We start from the raw sequence: 18,369 nt of genomic DNA, 5'->3' as shown, positions 1-18,369 counted from the left end.
CCCGTGTGCGGCGCCCGGTCGCTACGCCGTGTAGCGCTCACGCAGTTCATGGGCGATCCCGAACGCCGCCGCCGTCAGCGGCACCGCCAGCAGCATGCCGACGATCCCGGCGACCGACGCCCCTGCCGTGATCGCCAGCAGCACCGCCGCCGGATGCAGCTGCACGGTCCGGCTCTGGATCATCGGCTGGAGCACGTGCCCCTCCAGCACCTGCACGGCGAGCACCACCCCGAGCGCCCACAGCGCGACGACGAACCCCCGGTCGGCGAACGCGACCAGCACCGACACCGCGCCCGAGATGAACGCGCCCAGGTAGGGGATGTAGGCGCCGACGAAGACCAGCGCGCCCAGCCCGAAGGCCCCCGGCACGTCCAGCAGGAACAGGCCGAGGGTGATGCAGAAGGCGTCGATGAACGCGATCAGCGTGGTGCCGCGCATGAAACCCTCGACGGCCGCGAAGGCGCGCCGCGCCATGGCCTCCGCCACCTCGGCGCTGTCCCCCGGGGAGAACGTGCGCAGGGCGCGCAGGGCCCGGTCGGAGTCGCGCAGGAAGAAGAACACCAGCAGCAGGGCCAGCACGGCCATGGCGAGGTACTCGGCGACCACGCTGACCCCGCTGATCACGTTGGAGACCGCCGTCCCGCCGAACTTCGCCAGCAGCTCCCGGCCATGGGAGGCGATGTCCTTCAGGGACGCCCCGGGCACCCCGAAACGGCTGGACAGCGACTTCGCCGCGTTCTCCAGCGAGGAGGCGATCTGCGGCCCGCTCTCGATCAGCGCGAGGACCACGACGTATCCCACGCCGCCCACGACGACCAGCACGGCGACGCAGGTGATCCCGGCCGCCGCCGACCGGTTGACCCTCGCCCGCACCAGCCGCTTGAACAGCGGCCGCAGCAGCGCGGAGCCCAGCAGCGCCAGCAGCACGGGCGTCACGGCCGTACGGAACGTCACGCACAGCCGCACCACGATCCACACCACGCCGGCGACCAGCAGCACGACGGCACACCAGGCCGCGAGGCGTCGGACGGGCTCGGGCAGCAGGCGCACCCCACCAGCGGACCACGCACCGCCCGAGCTGTCCTGCACGGAGGCCCGCCCGGGTGAGTGGGTGACGACGGGTCAGCCCCCGTCGGCCGCGACCGGCCCGGGGGCCGGGCACGGCCGGCCCCCGGAAGCCGTCTCTGTCACGGCGTCAGCCCTGCGGGCCGGTCTCCGTCATGCCGTGGACCGCCGGGATCGTGCCGAGACGGCCCTTCTGGAAGTCCTCGAAGGCCTGCATCAGTTCGTCCTTGGTGTTCATGACGAACGGCCCGTAGTGCGCCATGGGCTCACGGATGGGCTGCCCGCCCAGGAGGACGACCTCCAGGTCCGGCGTGTGGGAGTCCTGCTTCTCGTCCGCGCGGACGGTCAGCGAACCGCCGGCGCCGAAGACGGCGGTCTGGCCCACGTGGATCGGACGACGCTCAGCGCCGACCGAGCCCTTGCCCGCCAGCACGTACGCCAGCCCGTTGAAGTCCTCCCGCCACGGCAGCGTGACCTCCGCGCCCGGCGCCACCGTCGCGTGGATCATCGTGATCGGCGTGTGCGTGATGCCGGGACCGGCGTGCCCGTCCAGCTCACCGGCGATCACCCGCAGCAGCGCGCCGCCGTCGGGCGTGGTCAGCAGCTGGACGCTGCCGCCGCGGATGTCCTGGTAGCGCGGGGCCATCATCTTGTCCTTGGCCGGGAGGTTCACCCACAGCTGGAGGCCGTGGAAGAGACCGCCGGACATGACGAGGGACTCCGGCGGCGCCTCGATGTGCAGCAGGCCGCTGCCCGCGGTCATCCACTGGGTGTCGCCGTTGGTGATGGTGCCGCCACCGCCCTGGCTGTCCTGGTGGTCGAAGATCCCGTCGATGATGTAGGTCACGGTCTCGAAGCCGCGGTGGGGGTGCCAGGGAGTGCCCTTGGGCTCGCCCGGCGCGTAGTCCACCTCGCCCATCTGGTCCATCATGATGAACGGGTCGAGATGGCGGTAGTTGATCCCGGCGAACGCCCGGCGCACCGGGAATCCCTCACCCTCGAAGCCGCTCGGTGCGGTGGTGACGGTGAGCACGGGCCGTGCCACGGCGTCGGCCGGCGCGGCCACACGGGGGAGCGCCAGCGGATTCTCGACGGTCACTGCAGGCATGTCGGTACCTCCTTGTGCGACCACTCTAGTTGAGTGTTCAACTTTCTGCCACCCCCAACGGCGGAGGCTCGCGTGACATTCCCTGATTCCCGGCCCGATCGGCCTCTCGCCGACGAGGCATGCGTCACAGGGCCGGCGCCGCCACCGCGGACGCCGTGAGCACCCCGCCGCGGACGGCAACGCCCCCGAGGCCGTCCGGACAGCAGAACGCCGCCGAAGCCGTCCGGACAGCAGAACGCCGTCGGCCACGAAGGTCCGACGGCGGTGTGTCGATCGGGGTCGGGAGAGGACCCCGGGGGAGCCCCTCACCGAAGGGAGGCGTTCAGCCGTACATCCTGCGCATGGCGAAGTCGACCATCTGCTCCACGGCCTTGGCGTCGAACACCATGCGGTGCTCGCCCTCCATGTCCAGGACGAAGCCGTACCCGGTCGGCAGCAGGTCGATCACCTCGGCACCGGTGATCACGAAGTACTTGGACTCCTTGCCGGCGTACCGGCGCAGCTCCTTCAGCGAGGTGAACATCGGGATCACCGGCTGCTGGGTGTTGTGCAGCGCCAGGAAGCCCGGGGTGTCGCCGCGCGGGCAGTACACCTTGGACGTGGCGAAGACCTGCTGGAAGTCCTCCGCGGACATCTGTCCGGTGGTGAACGCACGGACCGCGTCCGCGAGCGAGGGCGGCGACGGCTCGGGGTACAGCGGCTGCTGCTGCCCGTAGCCCCCCGCCATGCCGCCCGGCATCTGCTCCTGCGGCGGCACGTACTGCTGCTGCGCGGCGCCGTCCATCGGCTGGCCGTATCCGTACATGCGGCCAGCCTACCGACGAGCCGGCCGCCGGACCTACCATGCGCCGGTGAGGACCGGAGCCGGTGAGCGCAACCGGGCCCGGCGCGGACGCGTCACAGACCACACCGTCAGGGGTTGCTTCTTATTACCGACGGGTAGCATCATCTGAGCTACTAGTTGGTAGGTCAACCAGACGCGAGGAGTCAGTGCCTCGCCGAGTCCACAACGGGAGCCGTGGCCATGGGGCACTACAAGTCCAATCTCCGCGACATCGAGTTCAACCTCTTCGAAGTCCTCGGACGCGACAAGCTGTACGGCACGGGACCGTTCGAGGAGATGGACACCGACACCGCCAAAAGCATCCTGGAGGAGCTGACCCGCCTCGCGGAGAACGAACTGGCGGAGTCCTTCACCGACGCCGACCGCAACCCGCCGGTCTTCGACCCCGAGACCAACACCGCCCCGATACCGGAGACCTTCAAGAAGAGCTACCGGGCCTTCATGGACTCCGAGTACTGGCGCCTCGGCCTGCCCGAGGAGATCGGCGGCACCACCGCTCCCCCGTCCCTGATCTGGGCCTACGCGGAGCTGATCCTCGGCTCGAACCCGGCGATCTGGATGTACTCCTCCGGCCCGGCGTTCGCCCGCATCCTCTTCGAGGAGGGCACCGAGCAGCAGAAGAAGCTCGCGAAGATCGCGGTCGAGAAGACCTGGGGCTCCACCATGGTGCTCACCGAGCCCGACGCGGGCTCCGACGTGGGCGCCGGCCGCACCAAGGCGGTCCAGCAGGAGGACGGCTCCTGGCACATCGAGGGCGTGAAGCGCTTCATCACCTCCGGCGAGCACGACATGGAGGAGAACATCCTCCACTACGTCCTCGCCCGCCCCGAGGGCGCCGGCCCCGGCACCAAGGGCCTGTCCCTCTTCCTCGTCCCGAAGTACCTGTTCGACTGGGAGACCGGCGAGCTGGGCGAGCGCAACGGCGTCTACGCCACCAACGTCGAGCACAAGATGGGCCTGAAGGCCTCCAACACCTGCGAGATGACCTTCGGCGACCGCCACCCGGCCAAGGGCTGGCTGATCGGCGACAAGCACGACGGCATCCGCCAGATGTTCCGCATCATCGAGTTCGCCCGCATGATGGTGGGCACGAAGGCGATCTCCACGCTGTCGACGGGCTACCTCAACGCGCTGGAGTACGCCAAGGAGCGCGTCCAGGGCCCGGACCTGGCCAACTTCATGGACAAGACCGCGCCCAAGGTCACCATCACCCACCACCCCGACGTGCGCCGCTCGCTGATGACGCAGAAGGCGTACGCGGAGGGCATGCGCGCCCTCGTCCTCTACACCGCCTCGGTCCAGGACGCGATCGCGGTCAAGGAGGCGAACGGCGAGGACGCGAAGACCGAGCACGCGCTCAACGACCTGCTCCTGCCGATCGTCAAGGGCTACGGCTCCGAGAAGGGCTACGAGCAGCTCGCCCAGTCCCTGCAGACCTTCGGCGGTTCGGGCTTCCTCCAGGAGTACCCGATCGAGCAGTACATCCGCGACGCCAAGATCGACACCCTGTACGAGGGCACCACCGCCATCCAGGGCCAGGACTACTTCTTCCGGAAGATCGTCCGCAACCAGGGCGCGGCCCTGAACTCCCTGGCCGAGGACATCAAGAAGTTCCTGGCGCTGGGCGAGGGCGGCGAGGAGCTGGCCGCCGCCCGCGAGCACCTCGCCAAGGCCGCCGTCGAGCTGGAGGCCGTCGTCGGCCTGATGCTGACCGACCTCGCGGCCACCGAGCAGGACGTCAAGAACATCTACAAGGTGGGGCTGAACACGACCCGCCTGCTGCTGGCCTCCGGTGACGTGGTCGTCGGCTACCTGCTGCTCAAGGGCGCGGCGGTCGCCGCCGAGAAGCTGGAGACGGCCTCCGCCAAGGACCGCGCGTTCTACACCGGCAAGATCGCGGCGGCGAAGTTCTTCGCGGCCAACGTCCTGCCCGGCGTCACCCTGGCCCGCAAGCTGTCGGAGAACGTCGACCTGGACCTGATGGAACTGGACGAGACCGCGTTCTGACCGCACCTCCACAGCGTTCTCACGAGGGTCCGCTCCCGGCACCGGGAGCGGACCCTCGTCCCGTCGTTAAGGTGAACCCATGAGTACAAGCCAGCGCTTCGACCGCGGCCACACCGACGACCTGATGTCCTTCCTCGCGGCGAGCCCGTCGCCGTACCACGCCGTCGCCAACGCGGCCGAACGGCTGGAGAAGGCCGGCTTCCGCCAGGTCGCCGAGACCGACGCGTGGGACGGCACGAGCGGCGGGAAGTACGTGCTGCGCGGCGGAGCGATCATCGCGTGGTACGTGCCCGAGGGTGCGGCGCCGCACACGCCCTACCGCATCGTGGGCGCGCACACCGACTCACCCAACCTGCGCGTCAAGCCGCTGCCCGACACCGGAGCGCACGGCTGGCGCCAGGTCGCCGTGGAGATCTACGGCGGCCCGCTGATGAACTCCTGGCTCGACCGCGACCTGGGTCTGGCCGGCCGGCTCACCCTCCGGGACGGCTCCAGCCGCCTGGTGAACATCGACCGCCCACTGCTGCGCGTCCCCCAGCTGGCCATCCACCTGGACCGCTCGGTCTCCACCGAGGGCCTCAAGCTCGACAAGCAGCGGCACCTCCAGCCGGTGTGGGGCCTCGGCGACGACGTCCGCGACGGCGACCTCATCGCCTTCCTGGAGCACGAGTCCGGCCTGCCGGCGGGCGAGGTCGCCGGCTGGGACCTGATGGTGCACTCCGTGGAGCCGCCCGCCTACCTGGGCCGCGACCGGGAACTCGTGGCCGGCCCCCGCATGGACAACCTGCTCTCGGTGCACGCCGGCACGGCGGCCCTGGCGGCCGTGGCGACCGGGCCGGACGCGCCCGAGCTGCCGTACATCCCCGTGCTGGCCGCCTTCGACCACGAGGAGAACGGCTCCCAGTCCGACACGGGCGCGGACGGCCCGCTGCTCGGCGGCGTGCTGGAGCGCTCGGTGTTCGCGCGCGGAGGGTCGTACGAGGACCGGGCGCGCGCCTTCGCCGGCACGGTCTGCCTGTCCTCCGACACCGGCCACGCCGTGCACCCCAACTACGCCGAGCGGCACGACCCGACGCACCACCCGCGCGCGGGCGGCGGCCCGATCCTCAAGGTCAACGTCAACAACCGCTACGCCACGGACGGTTCGGGCCGGGCGGTGTTCACCGCGGCCTGCGAGAAGGCCGGCGTGCCCTTCCAGTCGTTCGTCTCCAACAACTCCATGCCCTGCGGCACGACCATCGGCCCGATCACCGCGGCCCGGCACGGCATCCGCACGGTCGACATCGGCGTGGCCATCCTGTCCATGCACAGCGCCCGCGAACTGTGCGCCGCCGACGACCCGTTCCTGCTGGCCAACGCGCTGGTGGCGTTCCTGGAGGGGTAGTCAACTGCGCTGCGGCGCATGCCTCCTGCCCGGCCGGGTACCCGGAACGGATCCAACGACCGGACAGGAGGCGACACTCATGGGCCTCGGCGGGTGCATCATCCTCATCGCCGTGGGAGCCATCCTCACGTTCGCGACCGACTGGGACGTGCAGGGGGTCAATCTCGATGTGGTCGGCATCATCCTGATGATCGTCGGGCTGATCGGCGTCACGACGTTCAGCAGCATCTACCGGCGCCGCCGGGTCATGGTGCCGCCCACCACGGTGGTCGAGGACGAACGGCACCACAACCACCGCGACGGCTACATCGACGGCGGGTACGGCCCCTGAACCTGTCCCGGCTGAAGGGTTCCGTTGGGACAATGGGTGAACCGGCTCCGTCGGCTTGCCGAGGTCGGCATGAGTTCTGTTCCTCGGAGCGAGGGGGCTGGGGTGTCGCTGGACTCCCGGGACGACCGTGGGGTGCCGGAGTCGACTGCCCGGGTCGTGCGGGCGTCGTTCCCGAAGGGACGCCGGCTGTCCGAGTGCGCGTACCTGGCCCGCTCTTCGAGGACGCATCCTTGCCCAGGTGGGCGCAGTACCTCGGTCCAAAAAAATTAGCGAACCGGTGACAACCTACGGTGCTGCCCGGTACGTCAGTACGGTATGAACCACTTCTCACCGCGCACCGTTGCGGTGCCGGGCGGAGGCGGCCAGTGATCCGGACTCCAGAGGAACTGGACGTCTCCGGCGTCCGCGCAGTCGACAGCAGCTCCGACGAATTCGAGGAGTTCGCGCGCAGCCGTCAGGCGCTCCTGCGCCGTTCGGCGTATCTGCTGTGCGGTGACTGGCACTTGGCCGAGGACCTGACGCAGACGGCGCTGGCGAAGATGTACGCGGTGTGGCACCGGGTGCGGATGGATTCTGCCGACAGCTACGCCCGCAAGGTGCTGTTCCGCACGTTCGTGGACGAGACCCGGCGGCGGCGCTGGTGGGAGCGGCCGAGTGCGCACGAGTACGACGTGGCGGCCCCGGCGCAGGACCCCGATCTGCGGCTGACGCTGCTGGCGGCTCTGCGACAGGTGCCCGCGCGCAGCCGGGCGGTGCTGGTGCTGCGGTTCTGGGAGGACCAGAGCGTGGAGCAGACCGCGGAGGCGCTGGGGTGCAGCACCGGCGCGGTGAAGAGCCAGACCTTCCGGGGGCTGGCCACGCTGCGCCGCATCCTGGGCGACACACCACTCGCGGTGTCACTCGGGAACAGGGCAGACCCAGGCAAGGGCTCCGAAACCGGATATCCGAAGGCAGGGCGGTGAACATGACGGGAAAGCACATCGGCGACGAGTACGGGTTCGGCCTGGCCGAAGCCCTGGGCGAGCTGGACACCGGCCCGGAACCGCCGATGCCGGATCTGGTACCGGGCGCGATCACGCAGGGCACCCGGATCCGCCGTAGGCGCCGGATCGGTGTGGCGCTGAGCACCACGGCCATGGCTGCGGTCGTGGCGGTCGGCGGTTACGGGGTGCTCGCACCGGCGCCGCAGAGCAGCCGCACGCTGCCGGCCGCAAAAACACCAGTCCGGTATCCCTCGCTGACACTGCTGCGGTCGATGCTTCCGCCGGGGAAGGTCGGCATGTTCTCGCAGAAGCGGCCCGGGCCGTACTTCCGGCTGACCGATGTCAACGGTCTGGTGACCGACCTGTATGTGGCAATCACGCAATCCCCCACCGGCTCGTCCCTGCTCCCATCAGGACCTGTGGCGTGCCGGGACGGTTTCGGTCGCCGCCTCGCCACACCGTGGGGCGGTCAGCTGGTCAAGTGCTCGATCATCCCGACGGGTTCAGGAGACAGCCTGCTGCAGTACTACACCGCCAAGGAGTCGCTGCCCCCTCAGATGAGAGGCAACGGCGGTTCGCACGCGTGGGGCATCTCCTACCTGACCTCCGACGGATGGAAGGTGCAGGTGATCGCGAGCCCCCTCGACAAAGGCAGAGAGAACATGGACGGCACGGTGCCGAACCGGGCTGCGCTGATCAACCTGGCCACCGACCACCGGCTCCTGGACGCTGTCACGGAGACCGCCGGCTGAGCCCACGCCCGGACTGTCCCGGCCCGTAGCCCCACGCCAACCGGCAAATCGGCGACCGACCGCCGACAACCAACAACGATCCCTGAACAGAGATATGGCATGGACATGTCTAAAAACGCGATACGCAACTCCCTGGCCGCGGCACTGGCGGTCGCCATGCTGCCGCTGGTGACCGGATGCGGTGGTTCGAGCGACAAGGCAGGCTCGGATTCCCCTTCAGCGGCGGCGGACGGCAGTACGAAGGCGGCCGACGGGTCCGGGCAACTCGCCATCCCGGCCGGCTCGAGCGACGAAGTCAAGAAGATATACATCCTGGAGAACGCCATCGCCGCCTGCATGAAGAAGAAGGGCTTCACCTACACCCCGCACGTGGTGACGCCGAAGTCCGATGACTCTCTCGCCGGAATAGACGGGGAAGACTACGCCGTATCGAAGAAGTGGCGGCAGAAGTACGGGTTCGGCAATTATGCGGCTGCCGTCTACCCCGATGACCCGAATGCCCCCTTCAGCAACGCGGGCGGAAAGCAGGGGGGAAAGACCATCACCCCCCCGGACGACGATGAAAAGGGGTTCACCGCCGCCCAGAAGGAGGCCTACAACAACGCGCTGAACGGCGTCCCCCCCGAGACCACGGACAAGGAGATACTGGAAAAGCCCGGCGGATGCAGCGCCGAGGCACATGTCAAGGCGTATGGGCCGGACCAGAGCGTCGCCGACGCCAAGAAGCAGTGGTCTGCCAGGGAGGATGCGAACCGGGCGAACGGTCTCGCGCTCAACGGCGATGCCCAACTGGTGCAGCTCGCCCAGCAGTACGCGACCTGCCTCAAGGCGCAGGGCATCCCGGTCACCACCACCCAGCCCACCGGCATGGTCACTATGGTGCGCCGGGAACAAAACGTGCCGGAAAACCACTTCACCATGTCCAAGGAGGAGGCGCTGCCGCTGCTCACCAAGGAGATCGACATCTCCCTGAAGGACCTGGAGTGCGGCAAAAAGTTCCGGGCCGCCTACTTCCCCAAGGAGAAGGCCCACCCGTACTGGGGTGAGGGGGCGTGAGGCAGCTCAGTAGTCGCAGGAAGCTGGGTGCGGTGATCGGCACGGTGGTTCTGGTCGGCGCGGGTGGCTGGTTCGCCGGTACGCAGGTGCAGTCCCCCGCCGACGCGGCCGCCGCGCACAGCGCGCCCCCGGCCGGTCCGGTGACCGTGGCGGTCAAACGGCAGTCGCTCACCGCGACCGTGGTGGCGAGCGGGTCCGTCGACTTCGCCTCGCCCGAGCCGCTCTCCCTGGCCGGCGCGGTGGGCACCGGGACCTCCGGCAGCGGCGCGGCCGGCGGGGAGGGGGGTGGCGAGCAGCGGGTCACCAAGGCACCGGTCGCCGGTGCCAAGATCAAGGAGGGTGATGTGCTGATGACGGTCAACGGACGTCCGGTACTCGCGCTGCAGGGAAAGGTGCCGATGTACCGCACCCTGGGTCCCGGCACATCCGGCGATGATGTGAAGCAGCTCCAGAAAGCGTTGCGACGTCTCGGTTTCGACCCCGGAGCGATCAGCGGCACCTTCAAACACGGCACCGCCACAGCGGTCACTCATCTGTACCAGCACAAGGGGTATGCGGCGCAGCAGCCCAGCCCGGACGAACAGCAGCAGCTGGGCCAACTGCAGCAGGCGGTCTCCTCCGCCCAGGAGGCACTCCTCACCACGACTGCCGGCGGCAGCGGCAGTGACGGCGGTCACAGCGGCAGCCCCAGCGGTGACGGCAGCACCGGCAGCGACAGCGCCGATGCGGGTTCCCATGGCGGCACGAGTTCGCCCAACCCGCAGTCGAGCACCGCTGCAGAGCTGCACCGGATACAGGTGAAGTCCGCACAGAAGTCGCTGAACATGGCGAATGCCGCGCTCAGTACGTTCCAGGCGTCCTACGGGACGAAGGTCCCGGCCGGTGAGGTGGTCTTCTTCCCGAAGCTGCCCGTACGGCTGGACAAGGTGAGCGTGAAGGCCGGGGACACCCCCTCCGGCCAGATCGGTACCGTGACCAGTTCCGACCTGGTCGTGCAGGCAGTCGTTCCCGGCTCGGACGCCGAACTGCTCCACAAGGGCATGGCCGTCGACCTGACGACCACCGATGGCAAGAAGGCTCACGGCACCATCGCCGCACTCGGCGCCGACGCCACCCCCACCGCCGGCACCTCGCCGACGCACGGCGGTGCAGGAGGCGGTGACACCTCCGGCGGGGCAACGTCGCAGGACACCGGATCAGCGGCCGGCGGCGGTGACGGCGCCGCCGCGGCGGACCCGGCAGCCGGTGGTGCCGGATCGGCACCGGTCCAGCTGCGGATCTCGGTGACCGATCCCGGCCCGCTGGCCGGGGAGGCCGGCGCGGCGGTGAAGGTGACCATCAAGATCGGTGCCTCGGACGGCAAGGTCCTGACCGTGCCACTCGCCGCGATCCACACCTCGTCCGACGGGAAACCCCGCATCCAGATCCAGCACGGCAGCACCGTGTCCGACGTCGACGTCACCGTCGGGCTCTCCGCAGCAGGCCTCGTCGAGGTCAAGCCGGCCGGCGGCACCCTGAAACAGGGCGACATGGTGGTGGTGGGCAAGTGACCAGCCCGGACACCGCCACCGACCCGCCCACCCTCGCCATCCCGGCCGTCCCGCCCACCGCCGGCATCCCGGCCGTCCCGGCAGCCCGGGAGAGCACACCCCTGAACGAGAACGGCGGCAACGACCCGGACATCGTCATCGAACTCACCGACGTGACCCGGACCTTTGCCACCGAACCACCCGTCCACGCACTGCGCGGCGTGAACCTGACCGTACGACGCGGCGAACACCTCTCCATCGTCGGCCCCTCCGGCTCGGGAAAATCAACACTCCTCAACACCCTCGGCCTCCTGGACCGCCCCACCACCGGCACCTACCGACTCGACGGCGTGGAAACCACCGGACTCGGCGACCTCGAACGCACCGCCCTGCGCGGCAGCCGCATCGGATTCGTCTTCCAGGCCTTCCACCTCCTGCCCTACCGAACCGTCGACGAAAACGTCATGCTCGCCGAGGCCTACCGCAGACCCCGCCCCGGACGCGGACGCCCCACCCGCCTCCAACGCGCCCACCACGCACTGGAACGAGTAGGACTCGCACACCGCTCAGGCTTCAAACCCGACCGCCTCTCCGGCGGCGAACGCCAACGCGTCGCCATCGCCCGCGCACTCATCAGCGACCCCGCACTCCTGCTCTGCGACGAACCCACCGGCAACCTCGACAGCGAGAACACCCTCTCCGTCCTCGAACTCTTCGACGACCTCTGCACCCAGGGCATGACCCTCGTCATGATCACCCACGACGAAACAGTCAGCCGACGGGCCGGCCAGCGCGTCCGCATCACCGACGGCCGCCTCACCCAGGAGACCCAGTGAACCGCGCCCGACACACAGCGAGCGCGCAACCCGCCCCGACGACTGCGGCGACGGCGACAGCACCGGCCCCAGCACGCATCGAACGCCCCTGGATGGACCCCCGCGACCTGTGGACCGAAGCCCTCGCCGGTGTCCTGGCCCGCCCCGTCCGCTCCGCACTCACCACCCTCGGCACCATCCTGGGCATCACCACCCTCGTCATCACCATCGGCGTCGCCTCCACCGCCGGCAACCAGATAGTCGGCCGCTTCGACGCCCTCGCCGCAACCTCCATCAGCGTCAAAGTCCCACCCCCGCTCCCCGGCGACGACGACACCGGACCACTCGTCGACTGGACAGCAACCCAAGCCGTCCAACGACTCGCCGGAGTCACCTCCGTCGCCGCCCTCGCCGACTCCCCAGGCACCAACAGCGTCCAAGTACGCTCCAACGACATCAACACACCCGGCGACACCCCCGGCCAGACCCTCGCCGTCGTCGCCGCCTCACCCACCCTGCCCACCGCCGTACACGCCACCATGACCGCAGGCCGCTTCTACGACACCGGCGACCTCACCCGCCACAGCCAAGTCGCCGTCCTCGGCGACCAAGCCGCCCGACTCCTCGGCATCCACACCATCCAGAACGCCCCGGCCATCTTCCTCAAAGGCCAGGCCTACACCGTCATCGGCATCCTCAGCGGCATCAAACGCGAACAACGCCTCTCCACCGCCGTGATCCTCCCCCCCACCACCGCCGCCGACCGCCTCGGCCTCAAAAACGTCAACACCGTCCTCATCAACACCGCACTCGGCGCAGCCCGACAAGTAGCCCGCCAAGCACCCATCGCCCTCGCCCCCGGACACCAGGACGCCCTCACCGTCACCGCACCCCCCGACCTCACCAAAGCCCGCGACGGCGTCCAGAACGACGTCAACAGCCTCTTCCTCGTCCTGGGCCTCGTCTCCCTCATCGTCGGCGCCATCGGCATCGCCAACGTCACCCTCGTCACCGTCATGGAACGCGTCGGAGAAATCGGACTCCGCCGCGCCCTCGGCGCATCACGACGCCAGATCGCCGCCCAATTCCTCCTCGAATCCACCACCATCGGTCTCCTCGGCGGCATCATCGGCACAGCCCTCGGCATCGCCACCGTCGTCACCGTCGCCGTCGCCAAACAATGGACCCCCGTCCTCGACCTGCGCCTCGCCCTCGGCGCCCCACTCGCCGGAGCCCTCGTCGGCCTCCTCGCCGGCCTCTACCCCTCCCTCCGCGCCGCCCACATGGAACCCGTCGACGCACTCCGCGCGCCCTCATAGGGTCCGGCCGTTCTGCCCTGCTCCGCAGGAGTCCGATGCATCCCCCGGCTGGGGCCGGGGGGCGTCCACGGAGGCTTCGGGTGAGCCTGTCGGGCTACCGGCCGCGTCATGGGCCCGCCGCCGGGGAAGCGGGTGCGGGCATGAGATTCCTCGTACGCGACCGGATCCTCGGCATCGGTGACGACTACTGGATCGAGGACGACCACGGCGACAAGGGCTTCCTCGTCGACGGCAAGGCCCACGCGGCTGCGGGACACCTTCGAGCTGAACGACACCCAGGGCCGGGTCCTGATCGGCATCCACCAGAAGATGTTCTCCCTGCGGGAGATCATGGTGATCGAGCGGGGCGGGGAGCCATTAGCGAAGATCCGGCGCATACGGCTCTCCCTGCTGCGCAACCAGTCGAGGATCTTGCCGCTGACGTCGAGCTCCGTCCCGTCCACCAGGGACACTCGGTAGTGAGTCCCAGCCCCAGTTGTGGCTGCCACCGAGCGAGCACCCCGGCGGGATCCGGACGACCGAACTCTGACGTCAAGAGCACCGGCCAGCGACACGCCAGCACCGTGGCGAGGCGATACTGGAGCAAGATCATACGAGCGGCGAACGCGGCGTCGACCCGCTCAGCCTCTGAGCCGCGCAGGCGGGCCCGCAGGCGCTCAGGACGTCAGCGCCGGGATGCGTCGCAGCCAATCCCCAAGCCGGCACGCTCGACGGTCTGGCAGCTCCCATCAGGCGTCCATGCCGGCCAGGACCAGCGGCAGCCGGTCCGTCGCACCCTCGGCGAGGCGGACCGGAACGCCCCAGTCCTGCTGGTGGACATGGCAGGCCGGGTATTCGTTGGCCGGGTCGTCGTCGCAGCTCGCCGCCATCGCGGAGACGTGCAGGACACCCTCGGGGACCTCCGGGTTCAGCTCCAGGGTGCGGGACAGGTCCGTGTCCGCGCCCTCGCCCTCCAGCAGCAGCTCGGGCGGGGTGGACGACACCAGCAGCCGGGTGGACGGGCCGTAGCGCGTGTCCAGCTTCTGGCCCGCCGGAGCCTGGAAGATCACGTCCAGCCGCAGTCGCCCGGGGGCGACCTCCGTGGCCGCGCGCCCGGTGCGGTGGGCGACCGCCTCGACCCGTACGGCCTCCTCCGGCAGGCGCAGCCGGGTCAGCCGGTGCCGGGCCGACTCCACCACCACGATGTCGTCACCGTCGAGCACCGCGCCGCTGGGCTCTCGCAGATCGGTGGCGAGCGTGGTGACCTCGCCGGTCGACGGGTCGTAGCGGCGCAGGGCGTGGTTGTAGGTGTCGCTGACGGCGACCGAGCCGTCCGGGAGCGCGGTCACGCCCAACGGATGCTGGAGCAGCGCCTGCCCGGCGGCGCCGTCCCGGTGGCCGAAGTCGAACAGTCCGGTGCCGACGGCGGTGTGGACCTCGCCCTCGAGGTCCACCCAGCGCAGCGCGGAGGTCTCGGAGTCGGCGAGCCAGAGCCGCTCGGGCGTGGCCGCGAGCCCGGAGGGCTGCGCGAACCAGGCCTCGGCGCCCGGGCCGTCGACGAGCCCCTCGTTGGTCGTCCCGGCGGTGACCGAGACGGTGCCGTCGGCCGGGTCGTACGCCCACAGCTGGTGCACGCCCGCCATGGCGATCCACACCCTGCCGTTCCACCAGGCGACGTCCCACGGGGAGGACAGCTTCACCTCCCGGCCGGGACCGGAGGTGGCCTCGCCCTGCATCCACTGCTCCCCGGTGCCCGCGAGAGTCGTGGTCCGTCCCGTCTCCGGGTCGAAGCGGCGCAGAGCGTGGTTGACCGTGTCCGCGACCACGACGGTGCCGTCCGGCAGCAGCGCCAGGCCCTGCGGCTCCTGGAAGCGCGCCCGGTCCGCGGGACCGTCGGTCAGCCCCCGGCCACCCTGACCGATCCGCCGTACGACCGTCTCCCCGTCCGCCTCCAGCTCCACCAGCTGATGCCGGGTGGTGTCGCTGACCAGCAGGTTTCCGGACGGCAGCAGCAGGGCCTTGCCCGGGAAGCGCAGGGTCGAGGGCTCCGGCTCCGGCGGCACGTACGGGCCGTCCCCGCGCCGCAGGGTGCCCTTGGCCGCGTGCTCGGTCTCCAGCTCCTCCACCAGCCGCTCGATGGCGTGCGCATGCCCCTCGCCGGCGTGCTGCGCGACGATGTACCCCTCCGGGTCGATCACGACCAGGGTGGGCCAGGCTCGCACCGCGTACTGCTTCCAGGTGGCGAGCTCGGGGTCGTCCAGCACCGGATGCTCCACCCCGTACCGCTCCACGGCGTCGACGACCGCCTGGTGCTCCGCCTCGTGCACGAACTTCGGGGAGTGCACACCGATGATCACCACCGTGTCCCGGTGCTTCTCCTCGAGCTCTCTGAGCTCGTCCAGGACGTGCAGGCAGTTGATGCAGCAGAAGGTCCAGAAGTCCAGCAGGACGATGCGGCCGCGCAGGTCGGCGAGGGTGTACTGCTTGCCTCCCGTGTTCAGCCAGCCGCCCTTGCCGGTCAGCTCGGGGGCACGGACGCGGGCGCGGCGGCGGGTCGGGGCCGGGGACGATTCGCTCATGGATCAAGGGTGCCACTCGCCACCGACAACCGGACCGGCGCCCGCGCGCTCCGCCCGTCGGGCTACCGGCGGGGTTCCCGGCCGGTCGGCGGGGAAGCGGTGAGGGCATGAGATTCCTCGTACGCGACCGGATCCTCGGCATCGGTGACGACTACTGGATCGAGGACGACCACGGCTCCAAGGTCTTCCTCGTCGACGGCAAGGCCCACGCGGCTGCGCGACACCTTCGAGCTGAACGACACCCAGGGCCGGGTCCTGATCGACATCCACCAGAAGATGTTCTCGCTGCGGGACACGATGGTGATCGAGCGGGGCGGGGAGGCGCTGGCGAAGATCCGCCGCAAGCGGCTGTCGCTGCTGCGCAACCACTACCGCGTGTCCCTGGTGGACGGCACCGAGCTCGACGTCAGCGGCAAGATCCTCGACCGGGAGTTCGCCGTCGAGTACGACGGCGAACTGCTGGCGGTGATCTCCCGGCGGTGGCTGAGCGTCGTGGACACCTACGGCATCGACGTCGTACGGGAGGACGCCGACCCCACGCTGCTGATCGCGGTGGCGGTGTGCGTGATCCACCTGGCGGAGAAGGAACGGGAGGAGCGGCACGCGGAAGCCGGCGGGTAGCCGGTGCGCGGACCGGGCCCGCTCAGTGGCGCGGCGGCTCCAGACCCAGCACCCGGTCCTTCAGCGCCGGGAACTGCTCCCGGGTCGTCGCGACCTTCGCCGGGTCGAAGTCGACGGTGAGGATCTCCTCGCCGTGGCCGGCCTCGGCCAGCACCTCGCCCCAGGGGTCGACCACGATCGAGTGACCCGCCTGGGGAACCCCGGCGTGCGTCCCGGCCGTTCCACAGGCGAGCACGAACGCCTGGTCCTCCACCGCCCGCGCCCGGGCCAGCAGCGTCCAGTGCGCGCGCCGGCGCTCGGGCCAGCCCGCCGGGACCACCAGGGTCTCGGCCCCGGCGTCGACCAGGCCGCGGAACAGTTCGGGGAAACGGAGGTCGTAGCAGGTCGCCAGGCCCAGGGTGGTGTCCGGCAGGCGGACCGTCACCAGGTCCCGGCCCGCGCCCATCAGCACGGCCTCGCCCTTGTCGAAGCCGAAGCGGTGGACCTTGCGGTAGGCGGCAGCCAGGTCGCCGGCCGGAGTGAACACCAGGGAGGTGTTGTAGAGGGGGCCGTCGGGATCGCGCTCGGGGATCGAGCCCGCGTGCAGCCACACGCCCGCGTCGCTCGCCGCCTTGGCCATCGCCTCGTACGTCGGCCCTTCCAGCGGCTCGGCCTCGCGCCCGAACTCCTCGAAGGCGAAGGCTCCGGTGGTCCACAGCTCGGGCAGCACGACGAGGTCGGCGGCTGCGGCCTGACTCCTCACGAGCGAGGCCGCCCGTTCCCGTCGCGATTCGACCGATTCACCCTCATCCACGGCGATCTGGATCAGCGAGGCGCGCACACTACCACCGTCCTGGCATTCGAGTTGTCCACACGGGCCTACGATCGTCACACGAAAGCACTGCCGGGGTGCCCCACAGCAGCGTAACTTGGGGGTCCCCCGCTCGAAGCGGAGCGAGAGTCCGGGGGGTGCAAGCCGCCCGCCGACCGCCGCCGCATCCCACCGGCCATGCCGCCTGGGGGTACCTCCCAGGCGTCAAGCGCTGGGGGAGCCACAACTTGCCCGTGTACCGACCGCCGAGGGGTCCCGTTCCGTGAGTCTGCATCCCACCCTCCAGCCCTACGCCGACGCCTGGACCCACTCCGTCGAGGCGATATCCGAGCTGGTGCAGCCCCTCGTGGAGGGCGAGTGGAACCAGCGGACCCCCTGCCCGGGCTGGTCGATCCGCGACATGGTCTCGCACGTCATCGGCATGGACTGCGAGGCGCTCGGCGATCCGCGTCCCATCCACTCGCTGCCGCGCGACCTGTTCCACGTCACCAACGAGCACCAGCGCTACATGGAGATGCAGGTCGACGTCCGGCGCCACCACACGGCACCGGAGATGACCTCCGAACTTGAGTACACGATCATCCGCCGCAACCGCCAGCTGCGGAACGAGTCCCGCGACCCGGGCACCAAGGTGCGCGGCCCGCTCGGCACCGAGTTCACCCTCGAAGAGTCCATGCGCTACCGGGCGTTCGACATCTGGGTGCACGAACAGGACCTGCGCGCCGCCCTCGGGCGTCCCGGCAACCTGGACTCGCCCGGCGCGCTCATCGCCCGGGACTACCTGCTCGACGCCCTCCCCGACGTGGTCGCCCGGAAGGCCGACGCCCCGCGCAGCTCGGCGATCGTCCTCGACGTCCACGGGCCCGTGGAGTTCCTCCGCACGATCCGCGTCGACATCCAGGGCCGCGGCACCCTCGAGACGGCCCCCGCCCTGGGCCCGGCCGCGACCCTCACCCTGGACTGGGAGACCTACGTCCGTCTGGCCTGCGGCCGGGTGACCCCGGAGGCGGTGGCGGACCGTGTGAAGGCGGAGGGAGACGCAGACCTGGCGGAGGCGATCCTGCGCAACTTCACCGTGACGCAGTAGCACCAGGAGCACGTGGCTGCGGTCGGTCGCCTGCCGGCACGGCCGCGGGCAGTCGCGCCTCCCCAGTGCGTGCCGCCTGGGAGCATCCCCGGGCGGCAC

General features: G+C 70.1%; 15 protein-coding genes and 2 pseudogenes. 12 read left to right on the top strand and 5 right to left on the bottom strand.

Features of this window, described 5'->3' with window-relative positions; genetic code table 11:
* Positions 1 to 21 precede the first annotated feature (21 nt).
* The 3 genes from ACWDUZ_RS16555 to ACWDUZ_RS16545 form a co-directional block, all read right to left on the bottom strand.
* The gene (locus ACWDUZ_RS16555; protein WP_451632512.1) at positions 22 to 1,050 is read right to left on the bottom strand and encodes an AI-2E family transporter; all 1,029 of its coding nucleotides are present in this window, start codon (positions 1,048 to 1,050) and stop codon (positions 22 to 24) included.
* Between the two features lie 145 nt (positions 1,051 to 1,195).
* Entirely contained in the window at positions 1,196 to 2,173 is a 978-nt protein-coding gene (locus ACWDUZ_RS16550; RefSeq protein WP_451632511.1) for a pirin family protein, read from the bottom strand.
* 322 nt (positions 2,174 to 2,495) lie between these two features.
* Positions 2,496 to 2,978 (bottom strand): SseB family protein, encoded by a 483-nt coding sequence (locus ACWDUZ_RS16545; RefSeq protein ID WP_451632510.1) that lies wholly within the window; start codon positions 2,976 to 2,978, stop codon positions 2,496 to 2,498.
* Between the two features lie 219 nt (positions 2,979 to 3,197).
* Here ACWDUZ_RS16545 and ACWDUZ_RS16540 point away from each other — a divergent pair, with 219 nt between their 5' ends.
* From ACWDUZ_RS16540 to ACWDUZ_RS16495, 10 genes and pseudogenes are all read left to right on the top strand, one after another.
* Positions 3,198 to 5,024: an acyl-CoA dehydrogenase gene (locus ACWDUZ_RS16540; RefSeq protein WP_451632509.1), complete on the top strand. Its 1,827-nt coding sequence runs from the start codon at positions 3,198 to 3,200 to the stop codon at positions 5,022 to 5,024.
* 79 nt (positions 5,025 to 5,103) lie between these two features.
* Positions 5,104 to 6,408 carry a M18 family aminopeptidase gene (locus tag ACWDUZ_RS16535; protein ID WP_451632508.1) on the top strand — a complete coding sequence of 435 codons (1,305 nt, stop codon included), beginning with the start codon at positions 5,104 to 5,106 and terminating at the stop codon, positions 6,406 to 6,408.
* Between the two features lie 79 nt (positions 6,409 to 6,487).
* The gene (locus ACWDUZ_RS16530; protein ID WP_451632507.1) at positions 6,488 to 6,739 is read left to right on the top strand and encodes a DUF6458 family protein; all 252 of its coding nucleotides are present in this window, start codon (positions 6,488 to 6,490) and stop codon (positions 6,737 to 6,739) included.
* 368 nt (positions 6,740 to 7,107) lie between these two features.
* The gene (locus ACWDUZ_RS16525; protein ID WP_451632561.1) at positions 7,108 to 7,701 is read left to right on the top strand and encodes a SigE family RNA polymerase sigma factor; all 594 of its coding nucleotides are present in this window, start codon (positions 7,108 to 7,110) and stop codon (positions 7,699 to 7,701) included.
* Positions 7,702 to 7,703: 2 nt separating this feature from the next.
* The gene (locus ACWDUZ_RS16520) at positions 7,704 to 8,474 is read left to right on the top strand and encodes a hypothetical protein (RefSeq protein ID WP_451632506.1); all 771 of its coding nucleotides are present in this window, start codon (positions 7,704 to 7,706) and stop codon (positions 8,472 to 8,474) included.
* Positions 8,475 to 8,579: 105 nt separating this feature from the next.
* Positions 8,580 to 9,530, top strand: a complete 951-nt coding sequence (locus ACWDUZ_RS16515) for a hypothetical protein (RefSeq protein ID WP_451632505.1) — start codon at positions 8,580 to 8,582, stop codon at positions 9,528 to 9,530.
* Positions 9,527 to 11,080, top strand: a complete 1,554-nt coding sequence (locus tag ACWDUZ_RS16510; protein ID WP_451632504.1) for a peptidoglycan-binding protein — start codon at positions 9,527 to 9,529, stop codon at positions 11,078 to 11,080. The genes ACWDUZ_RS16515 and ACWDUZ_RS16510 overlap by 4 nt, the downstream gene beginning before the upstream one ends.
* Positions 11,081 to 11,181: 101 nt before the next feature.
* The gene (locus tag ACWDUZ_RS16505; protein ID WP_451632560.1) at positions 11,182 to 11,895 is read left to right on the top strand and encodes an ABC transporter ATP-binding protein; all 714 of its coding nucleotides are present in this window, start codon (positions 11,182 to 11,184) and stop codon (positions 11,893 to 11,895) included.
* A gap of 92 nt (positions 11,896 to 11,987) precedes the next feature.
* Complete coding sequence (locus ACWDUZ_RS16500) at positions 11,988 to 13,193, top strand: ABC transporter permease (RefSeq protein WP_451632503.1); 1,206 nt, start codon at positions 11,988 to 11,990, stop codon at positions 13,191 to 13,193.
* 140 nt (positions 13,194 to 13,333) lie between these two features.
* Positions 13,334 to 13,604: pseudogene (locus ACWDUZ_RS16495) on the top strand (LURP-one-related family protein); the annotation flags it as partial.
* A gap of 317 nt (positions 13,605 to 13,921) precedes the next feature.
* On the opposite strand, the gene ACWDUZ_RS16490 reads toward ACWDUZ_RS16495, so the two are convergent.
* Positions 13,922 to 15,751, bottom strand: coding sequence for a thioredoxin-like domain-containing protein (locus tag ACWDUZ_RS16490; protein ID WP_451632502.1), 1,830 nt, complete (start codon positions 15,749 to 15,751; stop codon positions 13,922 to 13,924).
* 107 nt (positions 15,752 to 15,858) lie between these two features.
* Between ACWDUZ_RS16490 and ACWDUZ_RS16485 the strand changes: the two are divergent.
* A pseudogene (locus ACWDUZ_RS16485) lies at positions 15,859 to 16,372 on the top strand (LURP-one-related/scramblase family protein).
* A 22-nt stretch (positions 16,373 to 16,394) separates the two neighbouring features.
* Here the strand turns inward: ACWDUZ_RS16485 and ACWDUZ_RS16480 are convergent.
* Positions 16,395 to 17,192 carry a carbon-nitrogen family hydrolase gene (locus ACWDUZ_RS16480; protein ID WP_451632501.1) on the bottom strand — a complete coding sequence of 266 codons (798 nt, stop codon included), beginning with the start codon at positions 17,190 to 17,192 and terminating at the stop codon, positions 16,395 to 16,397.
* A 253-nt stretch (positions 17,193 to 17,445) separates the two neighbouring features.
* On the opposite strand from ACWDUZ_RS16480, the gene ACWDUZ_RS16475 reads away from it, so the two are divergent.
* Positions 17,446 to 18,270, top strand: coding sequence for a maleylpyruvate isomerase family mycothiol-dependent enzyme (locus tag ACWDUZ_RS16475; protein WP_451632500.1), 825 nt, complete (start codon positions 17,446 to 17,448; stop codon positions 18,268 to 18,270).
* Positions 18,271 to 18,369 lie beyond the last annotated feature (99 nt).

This window comes from Streptomyces sp. NPDC003393 (genome assembly GCF_053589015.1).
This window is presented reverse-complemented; position numbering and strand designations above follow the sequence as displayed.

Coding starts and splice junctions, on each gene's coding strand:
- ACWDUZ_RS16550 (WP_451632511.1), bottom strand. CDS start 2,173: ATGCCTGCAGTGACCGTCGAGAATCCGCTGGCGCTCCCCCGTGTGGCC.
- ACWDUZ_RS16545 (WP_451632510.1), bottom strand. CDS start 2,978: ATGTACGGATACGGCCAGCCGATGGACGGCGCCGCGCAGCAGCAGTAC.
- ACWDUZ_RS16540 (WP_451632509.1), top strand. CDS start 3,198: ATGGGGCACTACAAGTCCAATCTCCGCGACATCGAGTTCAACCTCTTC.
- ACWDUZ_RS16535 (WP_451632508.1), top strand. CDS start 5,104: ATGAGTACAAGCCAGCGCTTCGACCGCGGCCACACCGACGACCTGATG.
- ACWDUZ_RS16530 (WP_451632507.1), top strand. CDS start 6,488: ATGGGCCTCGGCGGGTGCATCATCCTCATCGCCGTGGGAGCCATCCTC.
- ACWDUZ_RS16520 (WP_451632506.1), top strand. CDS start 7,704: ATGACGGGAAAGCACATCGGCGACGAGTACGGGTTCGGCCTGGCCGAA.
- ACWDUZ_RS16515 (WP_451632505.1), top strand. CDS start 8,580: ATGTCTAAAAACGCGATACGCAACTCCCTGGCCGCGGCACTGGCGGTC.
- ACWDUZ_RS16500 (WP_451632503.1), top strand. CDS start 11,988: ATGGACCCCCGCGACCTGTGGACCGAAGCCCTCGCCGGTGTCCTGGCC.
- ACWDUZ_RS16490 (WP_451632502.1), bottom strand. CDS start 15,751: ATGAGCGAATCGTCCCCGGCCCCGACCCGCCGCCGCGCCCGCGTCCGT.